The 14753-nt window shown below is 44.4% G+C and carries 16 protein-coding genes and 2 pseudogenes; 11 read left to right on the plus strand and 7 right to left on the minus strand.

All coding sequences use genetic code 11. The features are described from left to right. The 7 genes and pseudogenes from LNN34_RS18525 to LNN34_RS18555 form a co-directional block, all read left to right on the plus strand. A pseudogene (locus LNN34_RS18525) lies at positions 1-293 on the plus strand (spore gernimation protein GerQ); the annotation flags it as partial. Positions 294-456: 163 nt separating this feature from the next. After that, the gene (locus LNN34_RS18530) at positions 457-1077 is read left to right on the plus strand and encodes a flavin reductase family protein (protein WP_229044135.1); all 621 of its coding nucleotides are present in this window, start codon (positions 457-459) and stop codon (positions 1075-1077) included. 222 nt (positions 1078-1299) lie between these two features. Continuing rightward, a complete protein-coding gene (locus LNN34_RS18535; RefSeq protein WP_229044137.1) occupies positions 1300-3387 on the plus strand; it encodes a BglG family transcription antiterminator in 2088 nt (695 codons plus the stop codon). A gap of 11 nt (positions 3388-3398) precedes the next feature. Further along, complete coding sequence (locus LNN34_RS18540; protein ID WP_044159604.1) at positions 3399-3668, plus strand: PTS sugar transporter subunit IIB; 270 nt, start codon at positions 3399-3401, stop codon at positions 3666-3668. A gap of 33 nt (positions 3669-3701) precedes the next feature. Continuing rightward, a complete protein-coding gene (locus tag LNN34_RS18545) occupies positions 3702-4964 on the plus strand; it encodes a PTS ascorbate transporter subunit IIC (protein WP_059353674.1) in 1263 nt (420 codons plus the stop codon). Between the two features lie 15 nt (positions 4965-4979). Continuing rightward, positions 4980-5678: a D-allulose 6-phosphate 3-epimerase gene (gene alsE / locus LNN34_RS18550; RefSeq protein WP_199397872.1), complete on the plus strand. Its 699-nt coding sequence runs from the start codon at positions 4980-4982 to the stop codon at positions 5676-5678. A 73-nt stretch (positions 5679-5751) separates the two neighbouring features. Continuing rightward, positions 5752-6093, plus strand: a complete 342-nt coding sequence (locus tag LNN34_RS18555; RefSeq protein WP_044159611.1) for a DUF4181 domain-containing protein — start codon at positions 5752-5754, stop codon at positions 6091-6093. Positions 6094-6097: 4 nt separating this feature from the next. Here the strand turns inward: LNN34_RS18555 and ggt are convergent, their stop codons facing one another. Next, on the minus strand, positions 6098-7675 hold the full coding sequence (gene ggt / locus LNN34_RS18560) for a gamma-glutamyltransferase (RefSeq protein ID WP_229044139.1): 1578 nt from the start codon (positions 7673-7675) through the stop codon (positions 6098-6100). Positions 7676-7888: 213 nt separating this feature from the next. On the opposite strand from ggt, the gene chrS reads away from it, so the two are divergent. The 3 genes from chrS to LNN34_RS18575 are packed head-to-tail and all read left to right on the plus strand — an operon-like array spanning position 7889 to position 9505. Continuing rightward, complete coding sequence (gene chrS, locus LNN34_RS18565; RefSeq protein WP_024123092.1) at positions 7889-8365, plus strand: chromate efflux transcriptional regulator ChrS; 477 nt, start codon at positions 7889-7891, stop codon at positions 8363-8365. A gap of 13 nt (positions 8366-8378) precedes the next feature. After that, positions 8379-8972 carry a chromate efflux transporter subunit ChrB gene (chrB, locus tag LNN34_RS18570; protein WP_024123093.1) on the plus strand — a complete coding sequence of 198 codons (594 nt, stop codon included), beginning with the start codon at positions 8379-8381 and terminating at the stop codon, positions 8970-8972. After that, a complete protein-coding gene (locus LNN34_RS18575) occupies positions 8969-9505 on the plus strand; it encodes a chromate transporter (RefSeq protein WP_069486818.1) in 537 nt (178 codons plus the stop codon). The genes chrB and LNN34_RS18575 overlap by 4 nt, the downstream gene beginning before the upstream one ends. Before the next feature lie 25 nt (positions 9506-9530). Here the strand turns inward: LNN34_RS18575 and LNN34_RS18580 are convergent, their stop codons facing one another. Both LNN34_RS18580 and LNN34_RS18585 read right to left on the minus strand, forming a co-directional pair. Further along, positions 9531-9755 carry a hypothetical protein gene (locus LNN34_RS18580; protein WP_059292391.1) on the minus strand — a complete coding sequence of 75 codons (225 nt, stop codon included), beginning with the start codon at positions 9753-9755 and terminating at the stop codon, positions 9531-9533. After that, the gene (locus LNN34_RS18585; protein WP_106021934.1) at positions 9752-10297 is read right to left on the minus strand and encodes a flavodoxin family protein; all 546 of its coding nucleotides are present in this window, start codon (positions 10295-10297) and stop codon (positions 9752-9754) included. The genes LNN34_RS18580 and LNN34_RS18585 overlap by 4 nt, the downstream gene beginning before the upstream one ends. Positions 10298-10419: 122 nt before the next feature. Between LNN34_RS18585 and LNN34_RS18590 the strand changes: the two genes are divergently transcribed. After that, complete coding sequence (locus LNN34_RS18590; protein WP_059335104.1) at positions 10420-11301, plus strand: LysR family transcriptional regulator; 882 nt, start codon at positions 10420-10422, stop codon at positions 11299-11301. Between the two features lie 88 nt (positions 11302-11389). Here LNN34_RS18590 and LNN34_RS18595 read toward each other — a convergent pair. The 4 genes and pseudogenes from LNN34_RS18595 to LNN34_RS18610 all read right to left on the minus strand — a co-directional run bounded on the left by LNN34_RS18595 (position 11390) and on the right by LNN34_RS18610 (position 14747). Further along, positions 11390-12104: pseudogene (locus LNN34_RS18595) on the minus strand (endonuclease V). A gap of 132 nt (positions 12105-12236) precedes the next feature. Continuing rightward, positions 12237-12590 (minus strand): hypothetical protein, encoded by a 354-nt coding sequence (locus tag LNN34_RS18600; RefSeq protein ID WP_044159626.1) that lies wholly within the window; start codon positions 12588-12590, stop codon positions 12237-12239. A gap of 12 nt (positions 12591-12602) precedes the next feature. Continuing rightward, a complete protein-coding gene (locus LNN34_RS18605; RefSeq protein ID WP_229044141.1) occupies positions 12603-14468 on the minus strand; it encodes a ribonuclease YeeF family protein in 1866 nt (621 codons plus the stop codon). Positions 14469-14486: 18 nt separating this feature from the next. Beyond that, positions 14487-14747: a YwqI/YxiC family protein gene (locus LNN34_RS18610; RefSeq protein ID WP_044159631.1), complete on the minus strand. Its 261-nt coding sequence runs from the start codon at positions 14745-14747 to the stop codon at positions 14487-14489. Positions 14748-14753: the final 6 nt, after the last annotated feature.

Raw genomic sequence — 14753 nt, forward strand, 5'->3', positions numbered from 1 at the left:
GCAGCTACAAAAAATCTTACTGTTCTCACAAGAAATCTCGCAGCTACAAAAAATCTTACTGTTCTCACAAGAAATCTCGCAGCTACAAAAAATCATTCTGTTCGCACAAGAAAAGATCTCGCAGCTACAAAAAGTCGTACCGTTCTCACAAAAAATCTGATTGTTCTTTTAAGAAAAAACCTTACAAAAAACACTGCAAAAATGACCATCACCGCAAAAAAAATGATTACGACAGCAAAAAAGAGTTCTGGAAAGACGGCAATTGCTGGGTAGTCAAAAAGAAATATAGATAATGAAACTGTCATCATAGGCTCCGGCATACGTACGGTAGCCTATTTTCTAATTCCCCTATATCAGTTATATGTCATGACATAGCATATGCAACCCGCATCATTTGGTTTCCTTGAATGGATTTCGTTATAATCATGGTACTCTTACAATAAAGGCGGTGTTGTTGTGTACATATTTCAAGCAGAAGAGCTTAGTGCCAAAGAGACGTATAAGCTGCTGTCAGGAGCCGTCATTCCGCGCCCGATCGCATTTGTTACAACACTTTCTTCAGGCGGGGCAATCAATGCGGCACCTTTCAGTTTCTATAACGTGGTCAGCTCAGATCCTCCGCTACTCAGTATTTCTGTTAACCGATCAGAAGGCCGGCAAAAAGATACAGCCAGAAACGCGATAAAAAACGGTGAATTTGTCGTCCATGTCAGTGATGAAGCCATCATTGAAGACATTAATGAAACGGCGGCAAGTTTAGGGCCGGACGAAAGTGAAATGACACGCACCTCTCTCCATTCTGTAGAGAGCACAGCTGTTTCGGTGCCCGGCATTCAAGAAGCCCGCATTCGTTTTGAATGCAAGCTCGAACGGCATATCACGTTCGATAATGATCATGGTGTGACCACAGCTGATCTGCTTATTGGCAGAGTTGTCTGTTTTCACCTCGATGAGAAGGTGTATGACGCAGAAAAAGGGTATATTTTGACGGACGAATTAAAGCCGGCTTCCAGATTAGCCGGAAACCATTATGCAAAACTCGGTGAAGAATTTACATTGATTCGTCCGAGTTCATGAAAGGACTATTTATATAGAAGAAACTAGTCAAAAAGACACTGTTATTAAAAAGCCGGCACAGCATGTGCCTGGCTTTTTTTGTTTGTAAGAATCATATTTGCACAAACCGTTTGCACTGATTTGGTCTTATAAATTCAGATACTCCCCATTACAATTGAAATAAGCCCGCACGAAGAGAAGGACGGCAGACTGATATCACCTGCACATAAGGAGCTGATGGGCATGCCTTTAGACCAAAGAAGATCAGCCATTCTTCATCAGGTTCTCAACACAACCAGCTATGTTACTTGCGGCGAATTAACGGAGCAATTAAACATTTCAAGGAGAACACTGTATTATGACATTGAAAAAATTAACAGCTGGCTGAAAGAGACCGGACTGACACCGATCAAAAGAAGGCGTTCAGCAGGATTTTATTTAGAAGACCAAACGAAAAAAATGCTGACATCAGAAATGAAAACGCTGACAAATTCAAGCTATGAATATTCTCCCTCAGAAAGGCAGGCAAGAGTGATCCTGCGCATTTTAACGAGAAACAGACGGTTACTTTTGCAGAACTTCATTGACGAAAATCATGTCAGCCGCAACACCGCTATTCAGGATATGAAGCATATACGCGAAAAGCTGAAGACATTCGGCATCGTTCTTTCCTTTACCAAAGAAAAGGGGTATTTCTTCTCAGGAATAGAGCAGCAAAAACGAAAACTGCTGGCAGAATACGCAAATCAGCTCATGCAAAAAAGCAGCAGCACTGCGGCCGTTACCGATCTTTGTCCCGATCCGGCTGCTTGTGAACAGCAGATCCAAACCATGCGGTCTATGCTGCTGACTTTCGAAAAGCTTCTTCACATTAAATTTGCTGATCATGTTCTCGCGGGCTTAAGTGTGCACTTTACGTTATTTCTGATCAGATTAAAGGCGGGAAAAAAAATCACTCTAGAACAAGAAGAGCAATACGCCATCAGGCAAACGAAGGAATATGAAGCAGCCGTTCGGGCGGCGGCCGCGGAACTGCCGGAAAATGTCTTTATTTCTGATCAAGAGATGTGCTACTTCACGATCCATCTGTTAGGGGCTAAAATCAGTCAGTTCCCCGCTTCAAGTCTCATTGCAGATGAGCTGGATGCGGTACATGATATCGCGGACAAAATGATTGTCGATTTCCAGCGTTACGCCTGCGTGCTTTTTCAGGACCCGGAACATCTAAAAAAACATCTGGTGCTTCATTTGAAATCAGCTTATTACAGGATTAAATATGATATCACCCCTCATGAGAGTGATGTAGCTGCCTCCATCAAAACGAAATACAGTGATATTTTCTGCTTAACGAAAAAAGTCGTTCATCACCTTCAAAAAGCATTAAGAAAACCTGTCAGCAGTGAAGAAACAGCTTTTATCGCCATGCATTTCGGAGGCTGGATGAAACGTGAAGGGGTTGCGCCCTCACTTAGAAAAACAGCGGTTATTGTCTGTCCGGGCGGCATCGGCACTTCAAAAATTTTGCAGAGCCAAATTGAAGATCTTCTGCCGAATGTCGATATTCTGAAAACCGTATCAAGCCGTGTCTATGAAACAATGACGCTTGAAACGGATGTCCTGATCTCAACTGTTCCGCTGCCAGACAGAGGGGTGCCTGTGCTCATCGTTAATCCCATACTGAACAGCAAGGAAAAGATCAGCCTGCTGAAAAAAGTAGATGCTCTCTCAAACAGCGCTTCCCATTTCCACCCAAGTGTTCATGACATCATGGGCATCATCGAAAAACATGCAGAAGGCATTCATAAAACAGAGCTGATGCTAGAACTGACCGAGTATTTAGGACAGCCGCACAAACATGAAAAGGAGGCGAACCGCAAACCAATGCTTGCTGAATTAATGACACCTAACCATATAACGATGGCCGACTCTGCCCCCTGTTGGGAGGATGCCGTCCGCATGGCGGCAAAGCCGCTTTTGGATGACGGGTCTGTTACCCCGCAATACGTCGATGCCATGATTGCCACGATTCAGACACTGGGCCCATATATCGTCATTACGCCGAATGTAGCCATCCCGCACGCGAGGCCTGAAGACGGTGTGAATCAAATCGGCATGAGCTTTCTGAGACTGAACCAAGCCGTTTCCTTTTCAGACCGGCCCGAGCATTCAGTCCAGCTGATTATCGTGCTCGCGGCAATCGACAATGACACCCATTTGAAAGCCCTCTCCCAGCTCACGAATATGCTGGGTGATCCGGAAAACATTCAATTGCTGATTAACGCTCAATCGGCAGAAGATGTGCTGCCAATGATTCAAAAATACTCAAACTAGGAGTGATTCGAATGAAAAAAAAAATATTGATTGTTTGCGGAAACGGACTCGGATCAAGCTTTATTGTTGAAATGAATGTAAAAAAAATCATTGATGAACTGAACATCAGCGCTGACGTTACACATACAGACCTCACTTCAAGCAAAACGGAGCAAGCGGATCTGTATCTAGGATCAGCCGATATTGTGTCAGGTCTTGACGATGGAACGCGTAACGTTGTCGGACTCAAAAACCTGCTGGACCAGAAAGAAATCAAAGAAGCCATCCTTACCAACTTGTAACACACAAAAACATAGACGACGGGGGTGCATCTGATGCTTGATTTTTTAATTAACGATTTCCTGGGAACTCCTGCTATTTTAATTGGACTTTTTGCCTTAGCCGGTCTGCTTCTGCAAAAGAAAAACGCAGCGGATACCGTATCGGGCACACTGAAAACGGCAATGGGATTCGTCATTCTCAGCGCCGGGGCGGCGATTGTCTCAGATTCACTAGCCGTGTTCGGCAGCATGTTCGAAAAAGCATTCCACATTAAAGGCGTCGTACCAAATACAGATGCAATATCAGCCATTGCTCAAAAAACGTTTGGTACGGAAACGGCACTCATTATGATTTTCGGAATGATTGTGAACATATTGCTGGCGCGTCTTACGCCATTTAAATATATTTTCTTAACCGGCCATCATATTCTCTACATGGCTTCATTGATCTCCGCCGTGCTGATTACCGGCGGCATCAGCGGTGTTCCTCTCATTGCTGCGGGCGCCATAATTCTTGGGGGGCTGATGGTGCTGTCACCCGCCATCCTTCAGCCGTATACAAAAAAAATTACAGGAAGCAATGATCTCGCACTCGGCCATTTCGGTTCTGTCGGCTATTTTATTGCTGGATTCATCGGCAAACATGCGGGCAATCCATCTCACTCGACTGAGGATATCAAAGTTCCGAAATCATTAGGATTTCTGCGGGATACGTCAGTCTCGATTTCTTTAACGATGGCACTCCTTTTCTTTATTGTCGCTCCTTTCGCCGGAAGGGATTATATTGAATCATCGTTAAGCGGCGGAAGCCATTTTCTCGTTTATTCCTTTATGCAGGCCATTACGTTCGCTGCTGGGGTATATGTCATTTTGGCGGGGGTTCGGATGGTAATCGCGGAAATTGTCCCTGCTTTTAAAGGCATCGCTGAGAAGCTAGTGAAAGGCGCCAAACCCGCCCTTGACTGTCCGACGGTTTTTCCTTTTGCGCCCAACGCTGTGATTATCGGATTTTTATCCAGCTTCCTGGCGGGTATTGTGTCCATTTTTCTTCTTCCGGTCTTCGGTCTCAGTGTTATTGTCCCGGGACTTGTACCGCATTTCTTTACAGGAGCGGCGGCGGGAGTTTACGGAAATGCAACCGGCGGAGTGCGGGGGGCTGTACTCGGAGCGTTTGCCAATGGCATTCTCATTTCTTTTCTGCCTGCGCTTCTTCTGCCGGTTCTTGGCTCGCTCGGATTTGAAGGCACCACTTACGGCGATTCAGACTTTGGCATTATCGGGATTCTTCTTGGCTGGATCATACAATTCTTCAATTAAAGTGAGGTATGCGTCATGAACCATTTATTTTCACCTTCTCTGATGTGTATGGATTTAACAAAATTCAACGAGCAGATCACCATTCTAAACAGCCGTGCCGATATGTATCATGTTGACATCATGGACGGCCATTTTGTCAAAAACATTACGCTGTCTCCATTTTTCATCAGCCAGCTCAGAACGATAACAGCTCTCCCGATTGATGCCCACCTGATGGTTGAAAGGCCGGAGGATTTTATCGATATGACAGCAGAGGCCGGCGCTGATTACATTAGCGTTCATGCCGAAACCATTAACCGTGCGGCGTTTCGGCTGATACACAACATCAAAGATCATGGCGCAAAGGTCGGGATAGTATTGAACCCGGCCACTCCGCTAGAGTGGATCAGCCCTTATGTGCATTTGATTGATAAACTGACGATTATGACCGTTGATCCGGGTTTTGCCGGGCAGCCGTTTATCGCAGAAATGACTGGAAAAATCCGTGCGGCTAAAGAGTGGAGAGAAACAAATCATTATACGTATGCCATTGAAGTTGACGGCTCCTGTAATGAAAAAACCTTCCGCATGCTCGCGGAGGCTGGGAATGACATTTTTATCATCGGCAATTCAGGCCTCTTTGATCTCGATGAAAACACAGAAATTGCATGGGATAAAATGAAAACCATTTTTCAGCAGCAGACACATCCTGTAAAAATGCAACACCCGGAATAATCCCCGGGTGTTTTTCTATGAAACATTTTCTCTCCCACGAACGTATAAAGAGATGAGTTTAGGAGGGATCGGTATGAGTAATCATTTTTGGCTGTTATTTCTGGTCATAGTATCGTTCAGCACAGCACTGCAATTTCTTATCAAGAAAAAGTTCGGTATCCATAAATCCGGCTGGCTGTACAAGCCAGTCAGCAGCACACAGAGATTAATAGAAATCTTTTTACTGATTTTGTTTGTTTTTTCTATGATCTTTTTCCCTGTGGGATATATGCTTCTTTTATTTTTTATTTTGATTGATTCTCTACGCTTTTTTATAGAATGGAGGTATAGACCTGAAGATAAACAGTATATGTACCACCTGATTGATGCTGGCCTATTTCTTGCTCTCTTAATATACATAAGTATATTTTTTTAGCTTGTCAAATCCCAACAGCCGCCCCATCTCCCCTTGGATCGGCTCCTCCTTGGAGAAAGCCCTCCTCATCCACTGCGATTGCTGCGGCGTGACCCATCAGCGGGTCATAATCACTGACTGTCTCCACGAGATGGCCGCTTTCTTTTAGCATGTCGACCGTCTCCTCTGCGATTCTGTTCTCAACTCTGAGACCTTCATGATCCTCGCCCCACGTTCTGCCCCATACCCAGCGCGGTTCGCTGATTGCCTGCTGAGGATGCATTCCATAGTCCAGCATTCGGGTGATAATCGCGGTCTGAGTCTGCGGCTGGCCTTCGCCCCCTTGCGTACCGTACAGAATCTTCGGTTTCCTGTTCTTACAGACCATAGCCGGCATCAGCGTATGGAAGCTGCGCTTTCTCGGCTCAAGTGTGTTGACATGATTTTCATCCAATGAGAAAAATGAGCCGCGATTCTGCATGAGAATGCCTGTATCCCCAGCAGTAACAGCCGAGCCAAATTCAAAGTAAAGGCTTTGAATGAACGACACCGCGTTGCCATCCGAATCCATCACCGCCGCATAGGCGGTATCACTGCCAATCGGTCTGCTTTCCGCCGGTTCAGCTATATAACCGATTTCTTCCGCCAGCTGCTTGGCGTAGCTTTTGTCCAAAAGCCTTTCCAGCGGAATATCAGCAAACGCCGGATCAGTCAGAACGGCATTCCGATCCAGAAAACTCTTTTTCAGTGCCTCCACGAGCACATGATAATAGGTAAATGAACCATGTTCAATTTGGCTGAAATCATAGTTTTCCAGAATATTCAGCGTCAGTAAACCCGTAAAACCTTGAGAATTTGGGGGCGCCTGATAGACGGCGCACCCCCGGTAATCACAGGATATAGGCTCCATCCACTCACCCCTGTGTGCTGTAAAGTCATCAAGCGTCATATAGCTGCCATTATGCTGTAAATACGAGACAATCCGCTGAGCGATATCACCTTCATAAAATGCGCTTCTTCCTCTTTCAGCAATCATGTTCAGGCTGTTCCCAAGCTCTTTTTGCACAAACCGTTCACCGGTGATCGGTGCTTTGCCGTTTTTGGTGAAAATATCAGCAGTGTAAGGTGTTGACGCCAGCAGTTCAAGATTCGCCGCTGTATGCCGGCACTGATCTGCTGATACAGGAAAACCATTTTCAGCATAATTGAGCGCAGGCTCCAATACGTCAGAAAGCGACATCCGTCCGTATGTCTTCAGGACGGCATCCCAGCTATCGACCATTCCCGGCACGGTAATTGCGCTGTCGATCCCCCGCAGCGGGATCTCATTTTTCCCCTTATACACGTCTCTTGTTACATTTTTTCCTGAACGGCCGCTGCCATTGTACACTCTTACCGCCTTTGTTTTTTGATGAAAGGTCAGCCAAAAGGAATCTCCTCCAAGCCCCGTCATATGCGGATAGACAACCGCCAGACAAGCGCTCACGGCGACAGCGGCGTCAAATGCGTTTCCTCCCTTCTCCAGAATGCGGTTTCCCGCTTGTGATGCGAGGTAATGCGGACTGACGACCATTTGCTTAGTGCCGATAATAGATCTGTTCATCACAAGTCTCCTTTGCAAGAGATTTTCTTCAGTATAGAGAGCCTGAGTTTTCGCATCTACTGACCCGGAAGAAAAGCTGACGAACTTTCTCCTTTTCGTAAACATAAAAATATTTTATCGTTCATTGTGAAAATAAATTTAAATTATCTCTTACGAAATGAAACTTATATGATAAAATATTGACTAAAAGTCAAACGAAAGCAGGTGGAACAAATGGGCAATGAATATCAAATCCCCAACCTTGTTCTGGATGAGATAGACAAACAGATCCTTACCATTTTGCATGAGGAAGGAAGGATTTCTTATACGGATCTTGGCAAAAGAGTCGATTTATCACGGGTTGCAGTTCAATCACGTATTAATCAGCTGATTGAAGCAGGCGTTATTGAAAAATTCACAGCGGTGATCAATCCAGCTAAAATCGGCATTCATGTATCCGTGTTTTTTAATGTCGAGGTAGAGCCGCAATTCCTGGAAGAAGTCGCTCTAAAGCTTGAAGAAGAACCCGCGGTCACCAGCCTTTATCACATGACTGGCCCGAGCAAGCTGCACATGCACGGAATCTTCGCGAATGATCAGGAAATGGAAGAATTTTTAACGAAACGGCTGTATCCGCTTCAGGGTGTCGTCAGCGTTGATTGCCAAATGCTGATCAAACGGTACAAAAGCCGTATGGGAATGAAGCTGTAAAGGAGAGAAACTAATGAAAAACCACCCTTATCGGGATATGACGGCCGCAATGGTGCGCACCGGAATCTTAGGCTTCGGGGGCGGGCCATCGGTGATTCCGCTGATCCGCCATGAAGCGGTGAATAAATATAAATGGATAGATGATGATGAATTTGGAGAAATATTAGCCATTGCCAATGCACTCCCCGGACCGATCGCCACCAAGATGGCGGCATATCTGGGATTCAAACTTAAAGGCACGCTAGGCGCAATTGTCGCTACTCTTGCCCACATTCTGCCTACATGCCTTGCGATGGTTGCCTTATTTGCAGCAGTAAACGTCTTAAGCCACTCGGCGGTTGTCGCCGGCATGATTGGCGCCGTGACGCCGGTTATCGCCGTTATGCTCGGTATTATGGCATATGAGTTTGGACAAAAAGCGCTCAAAGGATTTGGCTGGGTCACCGGAATCCTGTTTTTTATCATCGCTTTTATCGGACTGCAATTGTTACAGATCAACCCCGGCATTGTCATTATCATATTCTTAGCATACGGAGCATTTCATTTTAAACTGAAAGACAAAATCACAAATAAACATTCAAAAGATAAAGGAATGTCCGCCTCATGATCATTATGTTTTTATTCACAGCATTTTTTATCGCAAACGTTCTGGGATATGGCGGCGGCCCAGCCTCTATCCCGCTGATGTTTGAAGAAGTCGTAAACAGATACGGCTGGCTGTCAAACGACCAATTCTCTAACATGCTCGCACTTGCGAATGCATTGCCGGGCCCGATCGCAACCAAAATCGCCGCTTATGTCGGCTACAGTGCAGGCGGCTGGCCCGGCTTTCTGATTGCGCTGATTGCAACTGTTGTGCCGTCCGCGTTCGCACTGATCGTCCTGCTGCGTATCATTCAGCGCTTTCGCCAATCACCCGTGATCAAAGGCATGACGCTGTCTGTTCAGCCAGTTATCGCTGTCATGATGCTTATTCTCACTTGGCAAATCGGCGCAGACGGCATCAAAGCCATCGGCTGGATTCAATCCTTAGTGATTGCGGGCATTTCCCTCCTTTGCATGACAAAATTCAAACTGCATCCGGCTTTCCTGATTATCGCGGCATTTTTATATGGAGGGCTTGTAGTTCCTCATTTATAGAAAAAAGCACCCTCAAAGGGTGCTTTTATTTTGGGCCAGAAATGCCATTTGTCATATAAATTGTTTCTTTGCCTGCATCATTTTTGATCACGTTTTTGATTTGCAGCGTGTTTCCTGACATTCTGGCAAATTGCTTCTCTTGAGATGAGTTTGTTTTGACGTGTATCCATTCCTCAGATCGCGGCATTTTCCAAGATAAAAAGAATCCTAGAATAAGCATTCCAACAATGACGGACAACAGCAGCTTCACACGGCATCACTTCTTTTCAATAGCCTGCCCGCAGTTTCTATTGCCTGCTGATCAAATATAATATCGCCGGGACGATTGCCTTCTCCCAGCACATAGCCTTCAAATGACATTCCCATAAAATCAAAAATGTGACCAAACTGTTCTATCAGCGGCAGCCCCTTTATCTTTGGATTATCTCCTCCGGCTGCTATCACATATGCCTGTTTTGCCGACATTTGCTCTTTAAAATCAGGAAATCGCGGATCTCTCATGGTCTGTGACCAACGATCAATGAACAGCTTTAACGTTCCTGACATACCGAACCAATAAATGGGGGTGGCGAATACAAGAATATCGCACACCAATACCCGCTCAATGATAGAATCGTAGTCATCTTGAACAGGACGAAAGCCGCCTTGAGCGTGACGCAGATCCTCAATCGGCTGGATCTGATATGTCCGCAAATGAATGTGCTCCGCACCGAATCCTTGAACAGCCTTCTCCGCAAGAATATCCGTATTTCCGCCAGGCCTCGTTCCGCCATTAATGACCGCAATTTTCATGATGCATCTGCTCCTTTGTTTACGAATGATTTTCTCCATCATATAATGGATTCATTAATCAATACAGATGATTATTTCGATTACTCCAATCGATATAGCCGATTTAGAAAGGACGAGAACATATGGAATTGAAGCAGCTGATCACCTTTATTACGGCGGCAGAACATGTAAACTTCACCCTAACCGCCAAAATGCTTAATTATGCACAATCAAGCGTTACCTCTCAGATCAAATCACTTGAAGAAGAAATCGGGACTCCTTTATTTGAACGGCTCGGCAAGCGGCTCATCCTGACAGAAGCCGGCAAAACATTCAAATCCTATGCGGAGAAGATTATTGCGTTAACAGAAGAAGCAAAAATGGCCGCAAATCAAGTAAGAGAAACAACCGGAACCTTGAAAATCGGGGCGACGGAAAGCCAGTGCACATATCGCCTTCCCCCTATCATAAAAGAATTTAAACAGACTTTTCCTCAAGTAAAGCTCATATTCAAACCGTATATTTCCAACGAACAAGCGAAAGAACAGCTCTTACAGGGCCAGCTTGATATTACCTTCATTTTGGATGTGAACCGGATGGAAGACGCACTGCACGTTGAATCTCTGATTCAGGATGAGATCAAAATGGTAGCCGCCAATGACCATCCTTTTCCAGCAGACTCACCAGTAACATTGAAGAATCTTCAAAACGAAACCCTTCTCCTGACAGAGGACGGCTGCTCATACCGCACGCTCTTTGAGGACGCCTTACACGACGCCGGTGTCTACCCTAACAAATTAGAATTTGTCAGCATAGAAGCCATCAAACAATGCGTGATGGCCGGACTTGGAATTGGACTATTGCCTGAAATGACAGTAAAAGACGATATTGCCGAAGGTCGGATGAAAGAACTCCACTGGCAAAACGACTGCCTCGTTTTTACTCAACTAGCATGGCATAAGGACAAGTGGATGTCTGCGCCATTGAAGGCTTTTATCGATTTGACGCGGAAAACATTCAAATAAAACCTCTCTGCAAGGACGACAAGGTTTTTGATAAAGCAGGAAAGCACACAGCATACAAAAAAACACTTGATGGCTTAGAGCCCAAGTGTTACCCGTGATTTTTCTGATAAAACGTTCGTAAGACATGTGTTTCAAGGTCAGCCAGGCGGACAGGAATCGGCAGCCTGCTTTCTTTATTAAGCAGGCTCATCGTGATTTGATAGCTGCTTTCTAAATCAATGTTATTTCCGCAAGACAAGAAAATAGGCTTCACGTCCCGCCGCGTCCGCAGCGCCCGGCCATATACCTCGCCGTCAATGATAATATCTGTGTATGAACCGACTTCATTTTCAGGCATTACGAAATCACAGCTTCTGATTTTGAGATAGGTTTTCGCAATCCCAATTGTCGGCTTATTGAGAAAAAAAGCCGCATGGGTGGCAACGCCCATATGGTTGTAATGCAGATACCCGTTGCCATCAAACAAAAACACATCCGGTTCCGTCTCCAGCTTTTTGGCTGCCTCGATGATCAGCGGCAGCTCACGAAACGCAAGAAAACCAGACACATACGGCACGCTGATTTTCCCCATGCTGTGCACTTTTTCAATGACTTCTTTTGTATCAGCGTCAATGACGATGATACTGCACACTCCGTATGCTTCTCCGTCCTGTTCCCAATAGGCAAGGTCGACGCCTGCGCAGGTTTTGATGGAGTCTGGGGTGATGGAGGGTGATAGGTTGATTTTATGTTTTAAGGGATTGCTGTGTTTTTACAAATTCTTCTCTGTTTAGGTTGAAAAGATGTATTTGTTTAACATGCATCTAAAATCAATCCTACCTCTTGTTAACTAGTATCTGTTTTTTGTTGTATTCATTTCTCTTTAAAAATTCCAGTTTAAAAACTTACAACTCAGGTTCTGCAAACTTTTTTAATAATTTTAATTAAATGTTTAACTACATTTCATTATTCGTAACTTTGTTTAATATAAATTCTATATTTTTAACTATTTCAATATGGCTATTTGATTGAAATTCATACATGGGTTGATCCCAATCCTCATTTTGTATCATAACTAGTTGATAAAATCCATTAGCATCCGCATCTGGATACCAACCTAAATCAAGTAAGTAATTTTTACGAGCGTATGTTAATTGCAATAAATCTTGTGAAAAAAATAACCACTTTTCATCGTCTGGTGCTAGGTTTTTCGGATCAATTTCTCTAAAACTGTTTTGATTTATGGTCCATCCTTTTGGAATCCTTAAGGATTGTAAACTTATTTCTGGCATTTTTTTTATCTTTCTCATAAAAGCCTCCTATTACTTATCAATACCAAGTTGTTTTAAATACTTATCTAATCGACTTCCAGCAATCGGATGACCATGATATTCACCACCAGAAAACTCCGCTCTAATCCAGCTTGTTGGTGTACCTAGATCATAACCGACTGTTTTTCCTGCATCATAAAAGAAATAATAGTTGTTATTTCCATTATCAATAATATGACCTTTTAGAAGTGCCTCTTTTTCTAAAGCTTTGTTATTCACATCTGGTAAGTACTGAGCAGCTTTTTTACCTGTCATACTAAAACGTTTTGCTTCTTCAGGTGTTTTAGCCTTAACATGTTTATGTCCATGTGGAGTAAACGAAGCATTATTAAGCATGGTTCTAAATTCTTTACGACCATAATATCCATCATGCGCTACTTTATCGTGATTTTTAGAAATGTTAGGACTATGAGATCTTCCCTTACGGACGCCATCACTAACCATCTTCACAATCCCAAGGTCCTTCACAGCCGTCTTTTCCACATCTACACGAACTGTCGGAATTCCGTACGTAAAGCCATTCGTTGTTACTGGGCGTTCTGCATACACGCGGACGTTGGTTGGGACTTTGAATTGTTTTACTTTTTCTAGTGTCTTGTTAGCTTTTTGAACTTTTGAATGAGTTGCAAGCGGTATGCCTTTATCTACATGTTTCGCCAGTGTCCCTGCACCAACTAAACTCAACGCCGCTTCCAACGCCCCCTGCTTCCGCTTCTCCTCAGACACTTCGTTACCAAACATATCCCGTCCAGTAACAGCTTCTGAGAATCCGTTAGAAGCAACAAGGCCGTATGCGCCCATTTCTGACATTTTGAGAATGTCTAGGGATTTTCCTGTTTTGTAGGCATCCAAAGCGTGCTCTGCCGCGATCGCAGCTTTTCCTGTTTTGTAGATGGCTTTTCCGCCTTTGAAGGCGCGGCCTGCCCAGCCGACGACCGGTATGAATCCGGCTGCAGCCATTGCTCCTGCTGTCACACGCTCTGCGGCGGAGAGTTTTTCTCCGGTAACCGGGTCAACGCCTTCAGTTGCTCTTTTATAATCATAATAGCCAGTGACTTCTCCAGTAAAGGTGCAAACTCCATCCCATGTTTTTTCGTACCATGGTTTGTTTGCTTCTTCCTCGGCTTTTTCCTGGAGACGCCTTGCTTCTGCTTGTTCGGTTTTTGCATCGATATATGTTGTTCCCTGTTTTTCCACTTCAATGGCGCTTTTGTAGACTTCATTGCTGTGGAAGGCTTTTTTGTCATAGTACATAGGGGATGCGCTTTTCCCGTTGCTGGTGGCCTGCATGAGAACAGAATATTTGCTGAGCACTGCGTTGTCCAGAGACTCCAAATTTTGATATTCAGTGGTCAGGGATTCATCAAGCTTATCGACTGCCGTAATCGTGTCACGCCTGATTTTTTGGGCATCTCCCATCTTATCTGCATAGTTGTCAAGCGTGTACATGTCGAGATCAATAATATCGCTGATGCCTGACAAAATAGAATCGATTTCTGCTTTATGAGCGGAGACAATTTCTGAGGCTTTTAAGTCTCCATTGGGGAGCTCATGATCCAAAAATGACGTCTCCACATATGAATCACTGAGTTCTTGATCTTTAATATCACCGGAAATGCCGTTTAAAAACGCAATTTGAGCAGAAACAAGCGTCAGCCAGCTGTCGGCGATTTCCGCCTGTCCCTGAAAGAAGTCCTTAATATTGTCCGCGCCTTTTCCTTTAAAATCGTCACCTAAATCAGCAACTTCCTGAAACGCCTTTTTGAGCGTGTTCAGCTGCTCTTCCAGCGTCTCATATTGCTTTTTTCTATTTTTCGCTTCATCGATTAAAGATTGTGATTCAAATACTTTACTCATCGCACTGCCCTTTCTCTTCTATTTTACTGCGATCGCCTCATCCTGCTCTTTCAGTGAATCTACGTTATCCTTTGTATCCTCGATATTTTTCTGTACCGCTTTTTTGTAATCTCCAAGCATGGTTTTGATGTTCTCCTCACGCTCATGATATTTTTTCGTATAATCGAGTTTGTTTTTTCCATTGGACCCCGCGGCGCCGATTGATACGTCAGCAAGCGCATCTTTGACGGACTCTAATGTTTTGATGACTGTGTCGTACTTCAGCTTAATTTCTGACATAAAAAA

The sequence above is a fragment of the Bacillus sp. AF23 genome, assembly GCF_020861455.1.
GTDB lineage: Bacteria > Bacillota > Bacilli > Bacillales > Bacillaceae > Bacillus > Bacillus halotolerans.